14 protein-coding genes are annotated in these 22369 nt (G+C 41.4%); all 14 read left to right on the top strand.

The window, feature by feature from the left end:
* Window positions 1–239 precede the first annotated feature (239 nt).
* The 14 genes from DXB58_RS19005 to DXB58_RS18935 all read left to right on the top strand — a co-directional run bounded on the left by DXB58_RS19005 (window position 240) and on the right by DXB58_RS18935 (window position 22181).
* Window positions 240–797, top strand: coding sequence for an HU family DNA-binding protein (locus tag DXB58_RS19005; protein WP_122137882.1), 558 nt, complete (start codon window positions 240–242; stop codon window positions 795–797).
* A gap of 85 nt (window positions 798–882) precedes the next feature.
* On the top strand, window positions 883–1233 hold the full coding sequence (locus tag DXB58_RS19000) for a hypothetical protein (RefSeq protein ID WP_122137881.1): 351 nt from the start codon (window positions 883–885) through the stop codon (window positions 1231–1233).
* Window positions 1234–1261: 28 nt separating this feature from the next.
* Window positions 1262–2179, top strand: a complete 918-nt coding sequence (locus DXB58_RS18995; protein ID WP_122137880.1) for an N-acetylmuramoyl-L-alanine amidase — start codon at window positions 1262–1264, stop codon at window positions 2177–2179.
* 150 nt (window positions 2180–2329) lie between these two features.
* Window positions 2330–3886 (top strand): ATP-binding protein, encoded by a 1557-nt coding sequence (locus DXB58_RS18990; protein ID WP_122137879.1) that lies wholly within the window; start codon window positions 2330–2332, stop codon window positions 3884–3886.
* Between the two features lie 789 nt (window positions 3887–4675).
* Window positions 4676–5425 (top strand): DUF5131 family protein, encoded by a 750-nt coding sequence (locus DXB58_RS18980; RefSeq protein WP_122137877.1) that lies wholly within the window; start codon window positions 4676–4678, stop codon window positions 5423–5425.
* Between the two features lie 128 nt (window positions 5426–5553).
* Complete coding sequence (locus DXB58_RS18975) at window positions 5554–7650, top strand: glycoside hydrolase family 127 protein (protein ID WP_122137876.1); 2097 nt, start codon at window positions 5554–5556, stop codon at window positions 7648–7650.
* A gap of 28 nt (window positions 7651–7678) precedes the next feature.
* On the top strand, window positions 7679–9538 hold the full coding sequence (locus DXB58_RS18970) for a right-handed parallel beta-helix repeat-containing protein (protein WP_122137875.1): 1860 nt from the start codon (window positions 7679–7681) through the stop codon (window positions 9536–9538).
* 29 nt (window positions 9539–9567) lie between these two features.
* A complete protein-coding gene (locus tag DXB58_RS18965) occupies window positions 9568–11772 on the top strand; it encodes an alpha-L-rhamnosidase C-terminal domain-containing protein (protein ID WP_199487989.1) in 2205 nt (734 codons plus the stop codon).
* 196 nt (window positions 11773–11968) lie between these two features.
* The gene (locus DXB58_RS18960) at window positions 11969–12589 is read left to right on the top strand and encodes an RNA polymerase sigma factor (RefSeq protein WP_122137874.1); all 621 of its coding nucleotides are present in this window, start codon (window positions 11969–11971) and stop codon (window positions 12587–12589) included.
* 7 nt (window positions 12590–12596) lie between these two features.
* Window positions 12597–13604, top strand: a complete 1008-nt coding sequence (locus DXB58_RS18955) for a FecR family protein (protein ID WP_117933687.1) — start codon at window positions 12597–12599, stop codon at window positions 13602–13604.
* A gap of 201 nt (window positions 13605–13805) precedes the next feature.
* Window positions 13806–17306: a TonB-dependent receptor gene (locus tag DXB58_RS18950; RefSeq protein WP_122137873.1), complete on the top strand. Its 3501-nt coding sequence runs from the start codon at window positions 13806–13808 to the stop codon at window positions 17304–17306.
* Between the two features lie 27 nt (window positions 17307–17333).
* The gene (locus DXB58_RS18945) at window positions 17334–19079 is read left to right on the top strand and encodes a RagB/SusD family nutrient uptake outer membrane protein (RefSeq protein ID WP_122137872.1); all 1746 of its coding nucleotides are present in this window, start codon (window positions 17334–17336) and stop codon (window positions 19077–19079) included.
* Window positions 19080–19107: 28 nt separating this feature from the next.
* Entirely contained in the window at window positions 19108–20001 is an 894-nt protein-coding gene (locus tag DXB58_RS18940) for an endonuclease/exonuclease/phosphatase family protein (RefSeq protein WP_117933693.1), read from the top strand.
* 17 nt (window positions 20002–20018) lie between these two features.
* Complete coding sequence (locus DXB58_RS18935; protein WP_122137871.1) at window positions 20019–22181, top strand: hypothetical protein; 2163 nt, start codon at window positions 20019–20021, stop codon at window positions 22179–22181.
* Window positions 22182–22369 lie beyond the last annotated feature (188 nt).

Here is a 22369-nt window from a genome sequence, read left to right as displayed (position 1 = left end):
GCGAAAGTAGGAAGAAAACTACTTCGTTTTCCTCCTACTCGATTTTATGTTCCCTTGCCTCCCTGCTTGTCGCTTTTTTCAAGGTATTGGGTTGATTATTTGCTATAAATATTGTTTGTAGGCTTTGTAGTGCCGATAATCGCTTGTCGTTTCATGTCCGTTGAATATGCCGCATCTTTGCATCGTTAACGTTAGCGAAATAATTATTAAACAGTATTCATTTAAAAAAGAAAAGTATTATGGCAATTAGATTTAAAAGAGTTCAACGTCTGTGTGATCCGACAAACAAAGAGGCAGGAAAGAAAGTGTATCCGGTGATTTCTTATCAGTATGATACGAGTGCTACACTGGATGAGTTTGCGAAAGAAATCTCTTCTACTTCCGGTGTCAGTGAGGGTGAAACGATTAGTGTATTGAAAGATTTTCGTACACTTCTACGTAAGACATTACTTTCGGGCCGTTCAGTGAACATTAAGGGATTGGGTTACTTTTTCCTTTCAGCTCAAAGCAAGGGAACGGAAAAGGCGGAAGACTTTACTGCATCTGACATTAGCGGTCTGCGGGTTTGTTTTCGTGCGAATTCGGATATTCGTCTCTTTACGGGAACTTCGACGCGTTCGGATGGATTGAGGTTTAAGGATTTGGACCATATCAATGACTCAAGTATCATTGACGGTGATTCAGGTGAAGGAGGCGAAGCACCGGATCCTGACGGAGATGCAGGAGGCAATGGTGAAGCACCGGAACCTGACGGAGGTGCAGGAGGCAATGGTGAAGCACCCGATCCGGCAGCTTGATAAACGGGAAGTCGGGAATTAACGACTTTGTTTGGAATGGGGCTTCGGCCTCATTCTTTCTTTATAACTACATAAATAGATCAATATGCAAATAACTACAATCCTTGCTTTCATTACTGCTATGGGTGGTTTGGAAGCGGTGAAATGGATGGTGAGATATATCTCTTGCCGGAAAACGGATGCACGGAAAGAGGAGGCAAACGTAAGCAGTCTGGAAGAAGAAAATCGTCGTAAAAAGGTGGATTGGCTGGAAGATCGCCTGACACAGCGGGACGAGAAAATAGACGGGCTTTATATCGAGCTTCGCAAGGAGCAGGAAGAGAAGATCGACTGGATACATAAATGCCATGAAGTAGAGTTGGCACAGAAAGAGTCGGAGGTGAAAAAGTGTGATATCAGAGGGTGTGTGAAGCGCATTCCTCCTTCAGAATATTAATGAGGTTAGTTGATAAGAATAAAATGTCATGAGAAAGATAGATTCTATTATAGTGCATTGCTCGGCTACAAAAGCCGGACAGGATTTTACCGCCGCAGATATTGACCGTTGGCACCGGGAACGTGGGTTCAACGGTATTGGTTATCATTATGTTATCCGTCTGGACGGAAGACTGGAGAAAGGAAGGGAGATTGATTTGGCAGGAGCGCATTGTAAAGGTTGGAATGAGCGAAGTGTCGGGATCTGTTATGTCGGGGGACTGGATGAGAATGGACATCCGGCAGATACCCGGACAAATGCTCAAAAACGGGTGCTTTATCAAGTAATAATGGATTTGCAACGGCAATATACTATTCTTCAGGTATTGGGACACCGGGATACTTCGCCGGATTTGAATGGAGACGGGGTGATCGAACCTTATGAATATGTGAAAGCGTGTCCTTGTTTTGATGTGAGGGAGTTTATGAAGAGTGGGAGGGAGCTGCTGTTTGTTTTATTATTGAGTCTCGTTCTTCCGGGGGTGCTGTCGGGATGCAGGAGTAAAAGAGAGCTAGTAAATAGGAGGGAGGAGGTCAAAATAGACTCGAACTTTGAATTTTGTTCGGAGAAAAGTATTGAAGAACAGGAATTTATTTCGGAAAGGGATTCGGAAACAATGGAGGAATATATGGAGCAGTCGATAATCATGTTTCCTGTGGACACATTGGGTTTAAGGGTAGGGATGATGGTGAGAACGGTGGTTGATAGGAAAAATACTAATCAGAAACAGCTTCTCCAAAAGGTAAATTCACAATCAGTAAATTCGTTGGGTATAAGTTCTAAAATGAAGTCTCATGAGACAGATTTTGAAAAACATACTAGCAGAATAGGAGGTAAATATTTATATGGAATTATTTTATTGGGTTTATTTATCGGGTATGGGATTTATAGATTGAAGAAAACATAATATACTGTTTGCTGTATATGAAATCAGTTCTAATGAAAGATGAACTTATGTAGCTGCTGCACCTGTGAAGGTGCAGTTTTTTTTTGTAGTTTGTATATGTATTCCCATAGAAATGCGTATCTTTAAATAATTAAAGACAGAAAAGTAATTATGAACGGGATATTGCGTAAACTTCCTATTGGGATACAGACTTTTGAGAAACTTCGTGAAGGGGATTATCTTTATGTAGATAAAACAGCTTTCGTGTGGCGGATAGCTAACACAGGAAAACCTTATTTTTTTAATCGTCCCCGCCGCTTTGGCAAGAGTCTTCTTCTTTCTACTTTTGAAGCTTATTTTGAAGGTAAGAAGGAATTGTTTGATGGGTTAGCCATAGCTGACATGGAAAAGGAGTGGAAGAAGTATCCGGTATTGCATTTGGATTTGAATGCGGAAAAATATGATTCTCCCCAAGCCTTGGTCGAGATTCTTAGTCGACAGTTGACACAATGGGAACTGAAGTATGGTAAAGGAGAAGATGAGGAAACTCTTTCGGGGCGTTTTGCTGGTACACTTCGTCGTGCCAGTGAACAGTCTGGGCGTGGTGTAGTAGTGCTCGTTGATGAATATGATAAGCCTTTGTTGCAAGCGTTGGGTGACAATGCTTTACTTGATGATTATCGTAAAACATTGAAGGCCTTCTATGGCGTACTGAAAAGCTCTGACCGCTATCTTCGTTTTGTTTTCCTTACCGGTGTAACTAAGTTTGCGCAAGTCAGTGTGTTTAGTGACTTGAATCAGTTGAATGACATCAGCATGAAGCCTCAATATGCAACGATTTGTGGTATTACGCGGCAGGAACTGGAAGATACTTTTATTCCTGAATTGAACCAGCTGGCGGAAATGAATGAACTGACTTATGAAGAAACATTGAATAAAATGACAGCTTTGTATGACGGTTATCATTTTTGTGAGTTTGCTGAAGGAGTCTTTAATCCGTTCAGTGTGCTTAATGTTTTCGATGGGTATAAGTTTAGTAATTATTGGTTCCAAACCGGTACTCCTACTTTTTTGGTTGAATTACTTAAAGAGAGTGAGTATGATTTGCGTACATTGATTGATGGGATAGAGGCTAGTGCTTCTTCATTTATGGAGTATCGAGTGGATGCCAATAATCCTATTCCACTGATTTATCAGAGTGGTTATCTGACTATAAAAGACTATGATAAGGAGTTTCAACTATATCGTCTGGCTTTTCCTAATGATGAAGTCCGTTATGGATTTCTTAATTTTCTAGTTCCTTATTATACACCAATCAGCGAAGATGAACAAAATTTCTATATCGGTAAATTTGTTCAGGAATTACGTGCGGGTGACGTTGATGCCTTCCTTACCCGTCTGCAGGCTTTCTTTGCTGATTTCCCTTACGAATTGAACGAAAAGACCGAACGGCATTATCAAGTTGTATTCTATCTGGTTGTTAAACTGATGGGACAATTTACCGGAGCAGAGGTGCTTAGTGCCCGTGGACGAGCGGATGCAGTGGTGAAAACTCCGAAGTATATCTATGTATTTGAGTTTAAACTGAATGGCACTGCTGAACAGGCCCTACAACAGATAGATGAAAAAGGTTATCTGATTCCTTATCAGGCGGACGGACGTGTGTTGGTCAAAGTAGGAGTGGAGTTCAGTGCAGAAAAACGGAATATAGACCGATGGTTGTACTAGCTCAATAACCATGGTGTTAAATCCGGGTTATATATCCAAGGATCATTCAAATGTTTTTTTGAATATTTGCATAGAAATATATAGAATAATACTATCTTTGTAGAGGTATATCGGGCTTAATGGAGTGATTGTTCAATAATATTCATATTCATCATCGGGATATACAATGAGAATGAGGGCGAAATTTTTTATTGTGATAATTGATTGTGTAGCCCTAAATGTGCGAATAACGTAAAAGTGGTAGCTTTTGAGTTTGAATTTTGCATATATCAAAACAGGCTATTTATAATATTTGCTATTAGTCTTGTTTGTAAACAGATATTGTTCTCTTAGACATGAATATAATTTGCCGTATTTGTGATTATACGGACCTTTGCAGAAGGTAACTAACAAACAATATTAGGGATTAATGATTATATATAATAGTCGATTAGCAAAATGTCTTCTCGATAAAAAGAAACATTCTTTTATGATTTTTGGGTGCTACTTTACCCGTTATAAGCAATTAGAATTTTGGGAGGAAATGGAAAACCGGATTCATGTAAGGCAATACACGGAATGCTTTTTGCCTACATTGGTGCTGGCAGTAGGGGTATCGCTGTAAAAGAAAGCTGCCATCGTCAAGATGGGCTGACTAAGATAAAGATCCCTCGTGGATCGGCTGCCTGTGAAGGTCGCTCTATTGTTTGTTTTGTTTGTGTTTTGGTGCACCTTTATTCTGTTGAAGAATAAGGTGCACTCTTTTTATGGTTATATCATAGATTAAATATATCTTTGAAAAAAAAGAAGATGGGTGAAAAGGCTTCAATGTGGAATCTCTGGCACGGCTGTCACAAATTGAGTGAGGGCTGCCGGCATTGTTATGTGTACCGGACGGATGGTAAATATGGAAAAGACAGTTCGGTGGTGACAAAGACGGAGAAGTTTGATTTACCTTTGCTTCGAAAAAAGAACGGTACGTATAAGATACCTTCGGGAAATCTGGTATATACTTGTTTTACTTCGGATTTTCTGATAGAAGATGCCGACGAATGGCGTGCCGAAGCATGGGAGATGATGCGGATACGGCAGGACTTGCATTTCCTTTTTATCACCAAACGAATCGATCGATTACAACAGTGTCTGCCTCCGGATTGGGGTGATGGGTATGAGAACGTAACAATCTGCTGCACAATGGAGAATCAGGATAGGGTGGATTATCGTCTACCTATTTATAGAGAAATTCCTATTAAACATAAAATCATTATCTGCGAGCCGCTTCTTAGCCGGATTGATTTCAGAGGCGAGTTAGGGGATTGGGTGGAACAGGTGGTTACCGGAGGAGAGTCGGGAAAGGAAGCCCGAATGTGTGACTACGAGTGGGTGCTGGATATCCGGCAGCAATGTATAGATGCGAATGTCGGCTTTTGGTTCAAGCAGACTGGGAGTTATTTGCTGAAAGAGGGACATGAATACAAGATTGCCCGACAGTTTCAACATTCGCAGGCGAGGAAGGCAGGATTGAATTATACGCCTGATAAACAAGAAATAAAAGGTTAGTTCAGATATTTTTTACTGAAAGCGAGGGTTGCTTGGCAATCTTCGCTTTTTTGTTTTATTGAGTACAAAATACGGATAATCACGTCTTTTTATAAAGATATTGTGTAAATTTTAAATTATCCATATTAATGAAACAGATAAAACTGTTACTTCTTTTAGCTTCCGCCTCCGTTACGGGAGCACTTGCGCAAAGTAATGGATTGACGGATATGAGTCAGAGCCGTTTTGCGAAGATGGCGAATACCGGAATCGGTGCCGTACATTGGACGGATGGATTCTGGGGAGATCGCTTTCAGGTATTTAGCCGGACTTCCCTGCAGAGTATGTGGAACACTTGGAACGCGCCGGAGATCTCTCACGGTTTCCGTAATTTTGAGATTGCTGCCGGGGTATGCAAAGGAGAGCATTGGGGACCTCCATTTCATGACGGAGATATGTATAAATGGATGGAAGGTGTGGCTTCTGTCTATGCAGTTAATAAAGATCCGGAGTTGGACAAGTTAATGGATAACTTTATTACTTGTGTCGTAAAAGCCCAACGTGCAGACGGTTATATACATACGCCTGTTGTTATCGAAGAACTGAATAAAGGGATTGACTCTCATGTATTGGAGGATCAGCATAAACAAACGGTCATTGGAACGAAAGTAGGTGACGAGGATGAAAAAGGAGCTTTTGCCAATCGGCTGAACTTTGAGACTTATAATCTGGGACACTTGATGATGGCGGGTATTGTGCATCGTCGTGCCACCGGAAAAACTACTCTTTTTGATGCTGCTGTGAAAGCGACGGATTTCCTCTGTCATTTTTATGAAACGGCTTCTGCCGAACTGGCTCGCAATGCTATTTGTCCCTCTCATTATATGGGGGTAGTTGAAATGTACCGGGCTACCGGAAATCCCCGTTATCTGGAACTTTCAAAGAATCTGATTGATATCCGTGGTATGGTGGAGAACGGTACGGACGATAATCAGGACCGTATTCCTTTCCGCGATCAATATCGTGCGATGGGACATGCCGTACGCGCCAACTATCTGTATGCCGGAGTAGCGGATGTATATGCAGAAACCGGTGAGCAGCAATTAATGAAGAACCTGACTAGTATCTGGAATGATATCGTGACCCGGAAAATGTATGTGACCGGTGCTTGCGGTGCTCTTTATGATGGTACATCGCCTGATGGAACGTGTTATGAGCCGGATAGTATTCAGAAAGTGCATCAGAGTTATGGACGTCCTTATCAGTTGCCGAATAGCACTGCTCACAATGAAACGTGTGCCAATATCGGTAATATGCTGTTCAACTGGCGGATGCTGGAGGTGACAGGGGATGCGAAATATGCTGATCTTGTGGAGACTTGTCTTTATAATAGTGTATTGAGCGGTATTAGTCTGGATGGAAAGAAGTATTTCTACACGAATCCGCTTCGTATCAGTGCCGATCTTCCTTACACGCTTCGCTGGCCAAAGGAACGGACAGAATATATCAGTTGTTTCTGCTGTCCTCCGAACACATTGCGTACACTGTGCCAGGCACAAAACTATGCATATACATTGAGTCCGGAAGGGATTTATTGCAATCTGTATGGGGCAAATACATTGACAACGACTTGGAAAGAGAAGGGAGAAGTAGCTCTGACGCAGGAAACGGATTATCCTTGGGATGGAAATGTACGCGTAACGTTGGATAAAGTTCCTCGTAAGGCAGGTACTTTCTCGCTCTTCTTACGTATTCCTGAATGGTGCGAAAAGGCTACGCTTACGGTGAATGGACAGCCGTTGCAAGTCAATGTGAAGGCAAATTCGTATGCGGAAGTAAATCGTGCATGGAAGAAGGGGGATGTAGTGGAGTTAGTGATGGATATGCCTGTGCGTTTGCTCGAAGCTCATCCGTTGGCAGAGGAGATTCGTAACCAGGTGGTCGTGAAGCGCGGACCGTTGGTTTATTGTCTGGAAAATATGGACATAGCGAATGGAGAGAAGATTGATAATGTATTGATCCCTGCTGATATAAAGTTGACTCCGAAGAAGATCACGATTGAGGGTAGTCCGATTGTAGCGCTCGAAGGTAAAGCGCGTCTGGCATCTGCAACTTCTTGGGAAGGAGTACTTTATCGTCCGGTGGTTCAGGCAGAGAAGACGGTGGATATTCGTTTGATTCCTTATTATGCCTGGGGAAATAGAGGAAAAGGAGAGATGACCGTATGGATGCCTCTTGCCAGATAAATCATGATACAGAAATGAAGAAATGAGGATGAGAAAGTTATTTTTGACGGCTATATGTATTTTGTGCAGTCATTGGTTATGGTCCGGTGAGATATGGGTTTCTCCCAAAGGTAATGACTTTAATGATGGAACCCGCCAGTCTCCCAAAGCAACGCTGACTGCTGCTTTACGGCAGGCGCGTGAGTGGCGGAGGACGGGAGATGACCGTGTACAGGGAGGAATCACTGTTTATATGGAGGGTGGAACGTACGCTCTGTATGAGCCGGTTTTTATTCGCCAGGAAGATAGTGGGACAAAGGAATCACCGACGGTGATCCGTTCAGTAGCCGATGAAAAGGTGGTGTTGAGTGGAGGAGTCCGTATCAAGAATTGGAAGAAACAAGGAAAGCTCTGGGTGGCAGATGTGCCGGCATTTAATGGGCGTCCATTGGATTTTCGTCAGTTGTGGGTGAATGGAGAAAAGGCTGTCCGTGCCCGTGATGTAGAGGATTTCGAAAAGATGAACCGTATTTGCAGCGTGGATGAAAAGAATGAAGTTCTTTATGTTCCTGCGGTTGCGGTACGCAGACTTATTGATAATAAGGGAAAATTGAAGGCTGAATATGCCGAGATGGTGATCCATCAGATGTGGTGTGTGGCTAATCTTCGGATTCGGTCTATTGAGGTGCAGGGAGATAGTGCTGTGGTACGTTTTCACCAGCCGGAAAGCCGGATTCAGTTTGAACATCCTTGGCCGCGTCCAATGGTGACGACGGACGGACATAATTCTGCTTTTTATCTGACGAATGCCCGTGAGCTATTGGATGTGCCGGGTGAATGGTATCACGATATGGATGCCCGTAGAGTGTATTATTATCCACGGGAAGGAGAGAAGATGCAGGAGGCGGAAGTGATGGTACCTGCCATTGAGACGTTAGTACAGGTAGAAGGTACTTTGGATCATCCTGTGTGTCATATTCGTTTTGAGAAAATTACTTTTTCTTATACTACGTGGATGCGTCCGTCGGAGAAAGGACATGTGCCTCTTCAGGCAGGTATGTATCTGACGGATGGGTACCGGATTGATCCAAAAATGCAACGGGATTATCTGAATCATCCGTTGGATAATCAAGGATGGTTGGGTCGTCCTGCGGCTGCTGTCCGAATAGCTGCTGCCAGGCAGATTGATTTTGAGCGTTGCCGATTTGAACATTTGGGTTCTACCGGACTGGATTATGAAGAAGCGGTGCAGGGTGGTATTGTTCGTGGTTGTCTCTTTCGCGATATTGCAGGAAATGGTTTGCTGGCCGGTAGTTTTTCTCCGGCTGCTCACGAAACGCATTTGCCTTATGATCCTGCTGACCGCCGGGAAGTATGTACACACCAACAAATCAATAATTGCTATTTCACGGAAGTAGGTAATGAGGACTGGGGATGTCTCGCCATTGCTGCGGGGTATGTGAGTGATATTAATATCGAGCATAATGAAATTAGTGAAGTTCCTTATAGTGGCATCAGTCTTGGTTGGGGATGGACACAAACTGTGAATTGTATGCGTAATAACAGAGTTCATGCAAATCTGATTCATCATTATGCGAAACACATGTATGATGTAGCGGGTGTTTACACGCTTGGTTCACAGCCCAAAAGCTATGTAACGGAGAATTGTGTGCATAGTATCTATAAACCGGGGTATGTGCACGATCCTAATCATTGGTTCTACCTTTATACAGATGAGGGTTCTTCTTTTATTACTGTTCGTGATAATTGGACGGAAGGGGAGAAGTATCTGCAAAATGCCAATGGCCCCGGAAATGTATGGGAGAATAATGGTCCGAAAGTGGATGATGCTATTCGTGAACGTGCAGGATTGGAAGCAGAATACAAGGATTTGCTGAATGTCCGATAGTGATTAGTCGGTTAATAATAGAAAGAATAATGAAAAAGAAATATATGATATTGCTTGGTGTCTTGTCTCTGGCAAGTAGCACATTTGCCCAGACCTGGATTTGGTATCCGGGAGATTATGAAATCTGGCTGGGAAATCAAATGAACAACCGTCGTACGGAACGGGGTGCATTTTTCCCTCCTTTCTGGAAAACGGACAGTCATTATGTAGTTGTTGAATTCAGCAAGCAACTGAATCTTTCCGAGCCGGAAGAGATTTTTATTGCTGCGGAAGGAAAGTATAATGTCAAGCTGGATGGAAAGCTTCAATTCGGTATGCCGGAGACGATGACTCTTCCTGCCGGTAAGCATAACCTGAACATCAAAGTCTGGAATCAGGCTACTCCTCCCACCATTTATGTGAAAGGGAAGACGGTGAATTCTGATTCCTCCTGGCGAGTGACTTACGAAGATAAAGAATGGATTGATGAGAGCGGAAAAGCCAGTGATACATCTGCTACGATCTATATGGATGCCGGATGTTGGAACTTTGACGGGGCTACCCAACTTCCTTCCCAATTCAGTCTGATGCGTGAACCACAGCAACCTGTTGCGAAGACAGAACAGGCTGAAGGAGGTATTCTTTATGATTTTGGAAAAGAGACATTCGGATTCATCACATTGAAGAATCTTTCCGGAAAAGGAAAAATAGAGATTTATTATGGTGAAAGTCCGGAAGAAGCAAAGGATAAAGCATATTGTGAAACTTTGGACAAACTGTTGTTAGAACCGGGACAAGTGACTGACCTCGCCATCCGTAGCACTTCTCCCTTAAATAGTTCTGATAACGAATATACGTTGGAGAATAGTAAAGCTTTTCGATATGTCTACGTTACCCACGAACCGGGTGTACAAATAGGAGAAGTATCCATGCAATATGAATATCTTCCTGAAGAGTATCGTGGAAGTTTCCGTTGCAATGATGAAGAATTGAACCGTATCTGGGAAGTGGGGGCCTATACCATGCATCTCACTACCCGCGAGTTCTTTATTGACGGTATCAAACGCGACCGCTGGGTATGGAGTGGGGATGCTATCCAAAGTTATCTGATGAATTATTATCTTTTCTTCGATAGTGAATCCGTGAAACGTACAATCTGGCTGCTTCGTGGCAAAGATCCTGTGACCAGCCATAGCAATACGATTATGGACTATACTTTCTATTGGTTCCTTAGCGTATATGATTATTATATGTATAGTGGCGACCGCCACTTTGTCAACCAACTGTATCCACGTATGCAAACGATGATGGATTATGTATTGGGACGTACAAATAAAAATGGCATGGTGGAAGGTATGACCGGTGACTGGGTATTTGTGGACTGGGCGGACGGCTATCTGGATAAAAAAGGAGAACTTTCTTTTGAGCAAGTTTTATTTTGCAGAAGTCTGGAAACAATGGCTTTGTGTGCTGATTTAGTTGGGGATGAGATTGGAAAGCAGAAGTATGAGAAGCTGGTCGCTACTCTGAAAGCAAAGTTAGAACCTACTTTCTGGAACAATCAGAAACAGGCATTTGTGCATAATCGTGTGAATGGTCGGCAAAGTGATGCTGTGACGCGTTATGCCAATATGTTTTCTGTATTCTTCCAGTATCTGAACGCAGATAAGCAGCAAGCCATTAAGAACTCTGTTCTTCTGAATGACAGCATTCTGAAAATCACAACGCCTTATATGCGTTTTTATGAATTGGAAGCTCTTTGTGCTCTGGGTGAACAGGAGGCTGTTATGAAGGAAATGAAAGCTTACTGGGGCGGTATGTTGAAGGAGGGTGCTACCTCTTTCTGGGAAAAATACAACCCTGAAGAAACTGGAACGCAACATCTTGCCATGTACGGCCGTCCTTATGGCAAGAGTCTGTGTCATGCCTGGGGAGCAAGTCCTATCTATCTGCTCGGCAAATATTATTTGGGTGTGAAACCTGTGAAAGAAGGATATAAGGAGTTTGCTATTGCTCCTGTATTGGGAGGACTGAAATGGATGGAGGGTACTGTACCCACTCCGAATGGCGATATCCATGTTTATATGAATGGCAAAACGATGAAAGTGAAAGCTACAGAAGGGGAAGGCTATTTGACAATCAATAGTCGGCGTCCACCCAAAGCAAATATCGGAATACCGGAGAAAGTATCGGAAGGAGTGTGGCGTCTCTGGATTGATTCACCCGAAGAAAGAATTGTTACCTATCATTTATAATTCATTGTTAATTAGTTAGTGGAGTAGTCCTTGATTAACGGATCCTCTTTTATAGTGAGGATTGTTAATCAGGGACTTTTTTTATTAGGAATATGCATTACCTTTTCTAAATTTTACTACTTTTGTTTTGTGAAAGACACATAATTGTAATACGCCTTTTGTTCTTTTGGAAAAACAATTAAACAAAATCCAAGGAATGTTAGATAAATCAGCTCAATATACTAATACAGATGACGAGAAGCTCTTTTCCTTCATAGAAAAAGGAGATAAAGGAGCTTTTACACAGGCTTATGGCAGATATCATAAGCTGCTATATGTATTAGCTTACCGTTATTTAATGAATGCAGACATGGCAGAAGATGTAGTGCAACATGTCTTTGCCCGTTTATGGGAATTTAGGTCGGAACTACATGTAGGAATCAGCCTTAAAAACTATCTGTTCACTATGACGAAAAATCATGTCTTAAATCTGATTCGTAATGAGAATAGTGCAATCAGTAAGAACTATGAGATAGCACAATCGGCGCCTGTCTACGAAGATAATCTGATAGAAAATCTGGAGAAGAAAGAATTGATGGCCTCTTTTTATAAAGCGGTAGATATGCTTCCGCCACAGAAACGCAGTATTTGTTTGATGAAAGTGAAAGAGGAACTAACGAATCAGGAAATAGCCGAACGGATGAATCTGTCTGTTAATACAGTCAAAACGCATTATACGGAAGCATTGAAAATGCTACGTATTCATTTAAGTAAAATGCTAATAATTGTTACTTTTGTCACACTAATGACATATTTGAGTGTCCACAATTTAAGATAAAAAGAGAATGAATCGACCCACTGATAAACAAATAGAAGAAGTGCTTGCCGGAGTTGCTACGCCGGAGGATGCAAAATTTGTGGCGGAATGGTTTGCCACAGAAGAAGGGAACACTTATCTGGATGCTGTGATGACCCGGGAGGCGGAATGTTTAAATGCCGAAACGGCAGAAATATATGTGGACCATATTATACCTTCAGAAAAGATGTACTATCAGATCCAAAAGAACATATCACGTAAACAAATCAAACGTATCTGCTTCCGTGTGGCTGCAATCTTGATTCCCGTTATTTTCCTGATAGGTCTTTATTTACAGATCAATTCCCGGGTGGATTTATTCGGTACTACGGAATATGAGGAAATTCGTGTTGCCAAAGGGGAGCGGATACAGATGATGTTTCAAGACGGGACACGAGTTTATATCAATTCGGATTCCTGGTTGAAGTATCCTAAAAAGTTCGGATTGAGTAAACGGGAAGTTTTTCTGGTGGGAGAAGCCTATTTCGTGGTAGCCAAGAATAAAAAACGTCCGTTTATTGTTAATCTGAACGGACCTTCGGTTCATGTTTTGGGAACTTCTTTCGACGTGCAAGCTTACCCCGAAAACAAAGATATTGTGATCTGTCTGGATGAAGGCCATGTAAACCTGACTCTCTCCTCTGCAAAAGAATATCCGTTACTACCAGGCGAAAAGCTGATCTATAATAAAGAAAGTGACCGATGTCAAATCATCAAGAACAATTATTCAAAGCAAGTCTCGATGTGGAAGGACAATGTGATTTCTTTTAAAGATACTCCTATGACAGAAGTAATCAAGGTATTGAACCGATGGTACAATGTAAACTTTAAGATAGAGGATGAGCAGGCATCGAAATATGTATATACTTTAACCTCGGATAATACAATACTGGAAAAAGTGCTTCAGGATTTGGAAAAGATAGCGCCGGTAAGATTTGAATATGATGAAGTTCGGAAAGAAGTGACAGTCCGAATGAAACAGGACGGAAAGAAGTAAGAATATACTGGATAGGATAATAGAATGAGAACAGGCTGTGTATATACGCAGCCTTTACTGTTTTAGAATAAGAATGTTATGAAATAAATTAGGCTTATGCAAAAAAACTCTTTTTTCTCTCACCCGCTTTTTTGACTTGTGTGTCTACTAAACATAAATGAGATTTTAAATCTAAGTTTAACTTTAATCAAAGCAAGTAGTATGAAACACAAAGTTCTGCTCGTATTGTTGCTGGGGATAATCATAAGCGTGTCCGCTTCTGCCCAAAAGGTGACAATGAATCTTAAACAAGTAAAGCTGGAGAAAGTATTCTCTGCTATTACACAGCAAACTGGTCTTACGGTAGCTTATAGCCGTACGATCGTCAATCCGGATCGAATAGTAACGGTAGAAGTAAAGAATCAGGAACTATCCAAAGTTCTGAATGATTTGTTTCTCGGTACTAACGTAAACTATGAGATCGGAAAAACAAAAATTTATTTGAAGGAGAAAGTTACGGATTCTGAACAACAGGCCAGTAATGCGAACAAAAGAAATATATCCGGCCGGGTAGTCGATGAGAAAGGAGAGCCGATTATTGGCGCCAGTGTGATGGTGAAAGGCAGCTCTTTGGGTACAATAACGAATGTAGACGGACGTTATACTTTGGCTAATGTTTCCGAAAGCAGTACGATTACAGTCTCATACATCGGATATATTACGGTCAATTATGCTGCTACCAGCAGAAATCTGTCCCAAGTAGTTCTCCGCGAAGATAGTAAGACACTGGAAGAAGTGGTAGTAGTGGGATATGGTACACAAAAAAAAGTAAACCTGACTGGTGCCGTTGCTATCGTTTCGGGTGACGAATTAACGACTCGTTCTGCTGCCAACTTATCACAGCTTCTGCAAGGTTCTGTACCGAATATGAACGTAAACTTTAGTTCGGGACGTCCCGGACAAGGGGGAAGTTTCAATATTCGTGGTGTCAACTCAATTAGTGCGGATGCGGCACCACTGACTATCATTGATGGAATTGAGGGAGATATAAATAAGGTAAATCCCAATGATGTAGAATCCATCAGTGTTTTGAAGGATGCTTCGGCTGCTGCCGTATATGGTGCCCGTGCTGCTTATGGGGTTATTTTGGTTACAACAAAGAATGGAAAGATAGGTAAGACCAATGTTAGCTACAACGGACGTTTCAGTTTTGGGGAAACGACGACCTCTACGGATTTTGAAACGCGTGGTTATTATTCGGCCGGTATCAATGATATGTTCTATAAGACATATCAAGGGGTTCCTTATACACATTATACCCAGGAGGATTATCACGAATTGTGGATTCGTCGCAATGACAAGGTGGAAGATCCTTCCCGTCCATGGGTAGTAGAAAAGAATGGAGAATATAAATATTACGGTAACTTCGACTGGTATAATTGTTTGTTTGATAATACCCGTCCTACTTGGGAGCATAACTTAACAGTTTCAGGAGGAACTGAAAAGGTGAAGTACATGCTATCAGGTAACTACTACAATCAGAAAGGAATTATCAGAATAGATCCTGACCGCTTTAAGAAATATACGTTCCGTTCGAAAATCATTGCCAATATCACTTCCTGGTTTGAATTAAGTAACAATACTTCCTATTACCATTCTGAATATACCTATCCGGGACTATCGGGAGTGAATGATATTTTCAACAGAGCCGGGCGGCACGCTTTGGCAAGCATTGTACCAATGCATCCAGATGGAACCTTGGTTTATAGAACAGGTCTGACAGATACAGGAGAAGTGGCAGATGGTGTTAGTGCCGTATTATTGAATGGCGGCCACCATAACCGGGATCGTGAATATGAGTTTGTTACTACGTTCGAGGCCGTATTGAAACCCATCAAGCATTTTGAGGTTCGTGCAAATTATAGCTGGGCGCATTACAACCAGCAGAATTTGAATCGTTCCGTAGATGTATTATACTCCAGAAATCCGGGAGAAACAATCACAATGGATAACGGACGTACCAGAGGCAATTATTTATCGGAAATACAAAACAACCAGATACGCCAAACTTTCAACTTATACGGAACGTATGACAATACCTTCGCAAATGTACATTCTGTAAAGGTCATTGTGGGAGGTAACTATGATTATAAGTATTTCAAGAAATTGGGAATGAAACGTAACGGGTTACTCTCTGAATCTCTCGATGATTTTAACCTGGCAAAAGGTGATGATATATCCATAACCGGAGGACAAGAGGAATATGCGATTCTTGGTTTTTTCTATCGTTTGAATTATGGATATAAAGACCGCTATCTATTTGAAGCCAGCGGACGTTATGACGGTAGTTCCCGTTTTCGTCGAGGACATCGTTTCGGTTTCTTCCCGTCATTCTCTGCCGGATGGCGTGTCAGTGAAGAGGCCTTCTTTACACAAGCCAAAAATTATGTAAGCAATCTGAAACTAAGACTGTCTTACGGATCATTGGGAAATCAGAAAACAGTAGGCTATTATGACTATCTGCAACTGATTAATACCGGAGCGGTATTGAACTATGCTTTCGGAGATACTACAAAAGGTGATTATGCCTATGAGTCAGCTCCGAACTCTACCGATTTGACCTGGGAAACTGTAATCACAAAAAATATAGGTTTGGACTTGGGCTTTCTTAATAATCGCTTGAATGTATCTTTTGATGCATATATTCGTGATACCAAAGATATGTTGATGGCAGGAAAGACTTTGCCTGGCGTATATGGTGCCTCTTCTCCCAGAATGAATGTGGCAGACTTGCGTACGAAAGGGTGGGAAGCATCTATTACTTGGGGAGATAGTTTTACCTTGGCAAGCAAGCCTTTCAACTACCGAATAATGGCTGGTATCGGAGATAATACCTCCAAAGTAACGAAATATGATAATCCCAACCGGACGCTGACTGATCCTTACGAAGGACAGCAGTTAGGCGAAATATGGGGATACGTAGTAGATGGATATTTTAAAACGGATGAAGAAGCAAGGAATTATAAAGTGGACCAATCGTTCGTTAACCAGATGATTAATGCGAGTGCACTGGATAACGGTCTCCATGCGGGTGATCTTAAGTTCGTTGATTTAGACGGTAATAATAAGATAGAGCAGACAACATCGGCTAATGACCGGAAGGATATGAAAGTGATCGGCAACTCATTGCCGCGTTATAATTATAACTTAGGAATTTCTGCAGATTGGTATGGCATTGATTTCTCTGTTCTTTTTCAAGGTATCGGTAAACAAAACTGGTATCCCGGTGCTGAAACTTCCATGTTCTGGGGACCTTATTCCCGGCCTTATGCCAGTTTTATTCCGTCTGATTTCATGAGTCAGGTATGGAGTGAAGAAAATTCGAATGCTTATTTTCCACGTCCCAGAGGATATGTGGCACTTGGTAGTAATCGTGAGTTAGCAGTGGTTAATACGAAGTACTTGCAGAATCTGGCTTACTGTCGGTTGAAGAACCTTTCTATAGGCTACACATTGCCGGATAAATGGCTTTCAAAGATCGGTTTCGAGAAGATACGTGTTTACTTTAGCGGTGAAAACTTGCTGACATTCACTAAGCTACATTCCGATTATATTGACCCGGAACAGGCATCAGCAAGCAATAGCTGGAAAACAAGTAAAAGTGATGCGAACATTTATCCCTGGGCAAAGACATACTCTTTTGGTGTAGATATAACGTTTTGACAATAACGAATATAAAGAAGATATAGTATGAAAATCATGAAATATACATTGTGGGCGACTGTTGGTCTGTCGTTATTATTTGCTTCTTGTGAAAGCATACTGGATATAAATCCGAAAGATCGTTTGACGACTAAGGATTATTTTACGAATGAAGAACAATTAAAGTTGTACAGTAATCAGTTCTATTCAAACAACTTCCCGGGCGACGGTGATATTTACAGGGATGATGCCGATATGCTGATCGTATCTCCTTTGAGCGATGAAGTAAGTGGGCAGCGTGTCATTCCGGAAACAGGTGGAGGGTGGAATTGGAGTGCACTGCGTTCGATCAACTTTTTATTGGAGAATCTGGAAAACTGTAAAGACCAGAAAGTACGCAATAAATATGAGGCAGTGGCTCGGTTCTTTCGTGCTTATTTCTATTTCGAAAAGGTAAAACGTTTCGGAGATGTGCCTTGGTATGATAAAGTGTTAGGATCGGATGATGCTGATTTGTATAAAGCCAGAGATTCGCGTGAATTCGTGATGGGAAAGATTATGGAAGATCTCAATTTTGCCATAGAGGTTTTTAAAGAAACCAACCGGACCAAAGAGCTTTATCGTATTACCTGGTGGACTGCCCAAGCATTGAAATCACGTGTAGGGCTATTCGAAGGAACATATCGTAAATATCATGGATTGGGAGATTATGAGAAATATCTGAATGATTGTGTGACTGCATCTAACGAAGTTATGACTGCATCGGGAGGATATTCCTTATATCAGTCCGGTTCTCAATCATACCGTAATTTATTTAAATCGGAGAATGCGATTGATGCGGAAATCATATTGGCAAGGGATTATAATAATGATTTGAACCTGGTTCACAAGGTGCAAGCATTTGAAAATTCGCCGACCTTAGGACGTCCCGGACTCTCTAAAAAGTTGGTAAACTATTATCTAATGAAGAACGGAGCCCGTTTCACCGACCAATCCAACTATGCAGTAATGGAATTCAAGGATGAAATCGTGAATCGCGATCCGCGTTTGGCGCAGACAGTTCGTACTTCCAATATAAATATGAATGTCACCATGACCGGATACCACCTATTGAAATATGCTAATGACAATATGAGTTATACGGGGGATTCAAACAATGATCTTCCTCTATTCAGGTTGGCAGAAGTTTATCTGAACTATGCCGAAGCAAAGGCTGAATTAGGCACGTTGACACAAACTGATATTGACAATACAGTAAACAGACTGCGAACACGTGCAGGAGTAACAGGGAAACTGAATATGAACGCAGCAAACCTAGATCCGGACCCTTACATGTGTGATCCAAAGACTGGTTACGTGAATGTCACAGGAGATAATAAGGGAGTGATTCTGGAAATTCGACGGGAACGTGGTATAGAACTGGTTATGGAAGGTTTCCGCTATTATGACCTGATGCGCTGGAAAGAGGGACAATGCATTGCCCAATCTTTTCAAGGATTTTATATTCCTGCCACAGCTATCAACAAAGCGTATGATATCGACGGAGACGGAACAAATGATGTCTGTTTCTATACAACATCTTCACAACCCAATGTAGGAAGCGTGACGTATGTGAAACTAGCATCTGATGGAAGCGGCACCTCATTGTCAGAAGGTAATTATGGTAATTTGCTGTGTTATAGTTGGATAGACCGTACTTGGAATGAAAACCGAGATTATCTGTATCCGGTACCAAGACAGGAAATAACACTATCTGACGGTGTCGTAACCCAGAATCCGGGATGGAATGAATAAAAAGTATGAAAAAGATAAATGATAAATTATGAAAAAGATAATAATATATACACTGATTTCCTTCATATTCTCTGCTTTTGCCAGCAGTTGTGAAAATAATAAAGACAATTCATTGTTCTATCCCGATTTTACATGGGATACAGGAGATGATGAGGAAGATGAAGATCCTATGACAGAAACTTCCATGCGAGTGGCAACTTACAATTTACTGGTAGAAACCGGTGCAGGATGGACTAACCGTCGTGAACGCGTGGCACAATTAATCAAAGACTATGACTTTGATATCTGTGGATTTGAGGAAGCAAGCTGGGAACAACGTTCTTATTTAGGAACGCAGCTTTCAAATGATTATGAAATTCTAGCTTATGGACGCGACACCGGAAATGATGATAATAAAGCAGGAGAGATGAGTGGTATCTTATATAAAAAAGGCCGTTACACATTAGTAGATAAAGGCCGTTTCTGGTTTTCCGAAACTCCGGAGATTCCTTCCAGCGGATGGGATGAGACCAACTTCAAACGTTTCTGTGTATGGGGTAAATTTAAGGATAATAAAACCCAAAAGGAATTCTTCCTTTTCGAAACACATATGCCTTTGGCCGATAATGCCAGAAAAAATGCGTGCCAAATGCTGGTAGATGCAGTTTCCGATAAGATAAAGGACAATACTCCTGCATTTTGCACCGGTGACTTTAATGCTACTCCAGATGCTCCTGAAATAGCCACTACGATTTGTCAAAGCGGCATACTGAAGGATTCGTATCGGGAAGCAGCTGTTCAACATGGAGCTCTCTTCACATTCCCTTCCAAAAAAACTAGAATCGACTTTATTTTTGTGAAACATGCTACAGTTCTTTCTACCCGCACTATTGTGAGTTCTTTATCCGATCATTATCCTTTGGTGATTGTTGTGGAAATCTAAAACAAAAAATGACGATTATGAAAAACAATTTTTATTATATAAGTGTGATCTCGGTAATGAGATGCTGGACCATTTTATTGATGGCTATTGTGTCTTTCTCGTGTTCTGATTTTAATCCGATGGATTCATATAGCCGTATTCCGCCGGATAGGAACACAGACATAGATGACGGAGATGAGGGCGATGGAGCAGGAGGTCTTTTCGAAAAAGGGTATGGCACGGTGAATAAACCTTATCTCATTATGGATGTGATGCAGATTCAGAATATGAGTGAAGTGTTAGTGAAAGGAAAGATGATTTATTTCCAGTTGGGAGCTGACATCGATATGAAGTCTGTATCTAATTGGGACCCGTTGAACCCTGATGGCGATCTCTATATTCATTTTGATGGGAATAATCATATTGTAAAAAATTTTACTTGTACGGATAAGAGCTATGCTAGTTTCTTCGGTATTTTAGCCGGAGTGTGTAAAAATGTAGGTTTTTATAATGCACATATAGAATCTGCTGTCAACAGTGGGGCAGGGGTCATCGGTGGTTACATCGGTGTGAAAGCTCCGAATGCTGTAGAGAAGACAGGACAGGTGGAAAACTGCTATGTCTCTGGAAGCGTGAAGGGAAAATATGCCGGTGGAATAGCTTCACGTATGGGAAGACCGTATGGAGGACAGATTTGTTACATCAAAAACTGTTATTCCACTGCAGAAGTAATATCAACGGGAGATGAGTGTGGAGGAATTGTCGGTTCTATGTATGAAAATAGTGAAGTGTCATACTGCTATTCTACGGGAGTATTGATAGGGTCCAATTCTGTGGGAGGCATTGCCGCTCTCCCTTCCGAAGGAGCTAAAATAACTGCTTGTGTGGCTTGGAACTGGAAAATAACCGGGCCTGCTGCCAGATCGGGACGTATTAGTGGCATGCTATCGCAAGGTGAAAGCGGACATCAAGCAGACCCTGTTGCATCTGAATGTTATGCATGGGAAGATATGATTTGCTCCGGATTTACTCCGGAAGATAATGCCGGTAGTATTTCGACCGGGCAATATAATGGAGTAGGTGAGAACACGCAGAATTTACAGAATAGCATTGCTAATTGGGGAACTCCATGGTATAATGTAGGAAATATAGATATGGGATTCCCAATTTTGGAATGGCAGTTTGATAGAGAAGATTATGCAAATTATGGTGGGCATGATAACGAACCTGAAGGAGATTTTGCTAATGGAGACGGAACTCAAAACAACCCTTATGTGATTGCTAATGCTACTCATATTCAGAATATGAGTAAAGCTCTTATAGAAAAACAAACTATCTATTTTGTATTAAGCGCAGATATTGATATGCAGGGAATCAGTTGGCAACCTTTGAATGACGCAAATGGTTATCACAAATGGATTGATTTTGACGGACGCAACCACGTGATTAAAAATCTGACTTGTGAATCGGGTACATATAGAAGTTTTTTCGGGGTATTGTGCGGAGAATGTAGAAATGTAGGATTTGTAGATGCAAATGTATTTTCTCCCGATACTGGTATTGGCATTATTGCCGGTTATGTTGGATTAGCTGCCGGTGCGGAAAATTACACAGGAAAGGTTATAAACTGCTATACTTCCGGAGTACTGAAAGGGTCGGGTGCAGCAGGTGGAATTGGTGGTGTATTAGGTGGTTCGGGATATATCAAGAATTGTTATTCCAGTGCTACCGTTATTGATCAGATTACCAATAATACAGGCAAGGCCGGTGGAATCATCGGAAGGGTGAATGGTAATGCTAATGGAAGCAGTATTGAAAACTGTTATACTAGTGGCGATATCAGTGCTATAGGTGGAGGAAATGTCGGAGGTATAATAGGCAAAGTCGATAATGGCAAGCTCGTCGTTAAGAATTGTATTGCTTGGAATAGTACATTGACTAGCACTGATAAAACAAAGGTGGGACGTATAGTAGGAGGTACTGCCAATACTACTTATGAGAACTGTTATGCTCATGAGGGTATAATTCTGAAAGCAGGAGAGACTACATTTACTGTTTCGGATGAGACATCACCATCTGGTAGTTCTTTCCAGGGAGTCGCTAAGTCTGCTAACGAACTGAAAGGTACCGTCATAAACTGGGATTCTTCTCTTTGGAAAGAAGGTAGTAATGGTTATCCAGTATTTAAATGGAGTAAATAAACAAAGTAATAAATGAAAAACAAATGAAGTTGTAAAGGTCGTTTATTGTTTTAAATGTATAGATATATTTGTGTCTATCTCATCAATACTATTTCTATCTTTGCACTATTTTCTTTTTCTTATACAAGACGCTAATAAACTCATGAGACGTTTATAATAAAAAGTAAAACAGTTTATTATAAACGTCT

Origin of the sequence: Bacteroides sp. OM05-10AA, assembly GCF_003439055.1 — a bacterium.
GTDB classification, from domain to species: Bacteria; Bacteroidota; Bacteroidia; order Bacteroidales; family Bacteroidaceae; genus Bacteroides; species Bacteroides intestinigallinarum.
This window is presented reverse-complemented; position numbering and strand designations above follow the sequence as displayed.

What these genes read in the sequence shown, in the direction of transcription:
- DXB58_RS18935 (WP_122137871.1), top strand. Translation starts at nt 20,019, where the DNA reads ATGAAAAACAATTTTTATTATATAAGTGTGATCTCGGTAATGAGATGC.
- DXB58_RS18990 (WP_122137879.1), top strand. Translation starts at nt 2,330, where the DNA reads ATGAACGGGATATTGCGTAAACTTCCTATTGGGATACAGACTTTTGAG.
- DXB58_RS19005 (WP_122137882.1), top strand. Translation starts at nt 240, where the DNA reads ATGGCAATTAGATTTAAAAGAGTTCAACGTCTGTGTGATCCGACAAAC.
- DXB58_RS18975 (WP_122137876.1), top strand. Translation starts at nt 5,554, where the DNA reads ATGAAACAGATAAAACTGTTACTTCTTTTAGCTTCCGCCTCCGTTACG.
- DXB58_RS18980 (WP_122137877.1), top strand. Translation starts at nt 4,676, where the DNA reads ATGGGTGAAAAGGCTTCAATGTGGAATCTCTGGCACGGCTGTCACAAA.
- DXB58_RS18940 (WP_117933693.1), top strand. Translation starts at nt 19,108, where the DNA reads ATGAAAAAGATAATAATATATACACTGATTTCCTTCATATTCTCTGCT.
- DXB58_RS18995 (WP_122137880.1), top strand. Translation starts at nt 1,262, where the DNA reads ATGAGAAAGATAGATTCTATTATAGTGCATTGCTCGGCTACAAAAGCC.
- DXB58_RS18960 (WP_122137874.1), top strand. Translation starts at nt 11,969, where the DNA reads ATGTTAGATAAATCAGCTCAATATACTAATACAGATGACGAGAAGCTC.
- DXB58_RS19000 (WP_122137881.1), top strand. Translation starts at nt 883, where the DNA reads ATGCAAATAACTACAATCCTTGCTTTCATTACTGCTATGGGTGGTTTG.
- DXB58_RS18945 (WP_122137872.1), top strand. Translation starts at nt 17,334, where the DNA reads ATGAAAATCATGAAATATACATTGTGGGCGACTGTTGGTCTGTCGTTA.
- DXB58_RS18970 (WP_122137875.1), top strand. Translation starts at nt 7,679, where the DNA reads ATGAGAAAGTTATTTTTGACGGCTATATGTATTTTGTGCAGTCATTGG.
- DXB58_RS18955 (WP_117933687.1), top strand. Translation starts at nt 12,597, where the DNA reads ATGAATCGACCCACTGATAAACAAATAGAAGAAGTGCTTGCCGGAGTT.
- DXB58_RS18965 (WP_199487989.1), top strand. Translation starts at nt 9,568, where the DNA reads ATGAAAAAGAAATATATGATATTGCTTGGTGTCTTGTCTCTGGCAAGT.
- DXB58_RS18950 (WP_122137873.1), top strand. Translation starts at nt 13,806, where the DNA reads ATGAAACACAAAGTTCTGCTCGTATTGTTGCTGGGGATAATCATAAGC.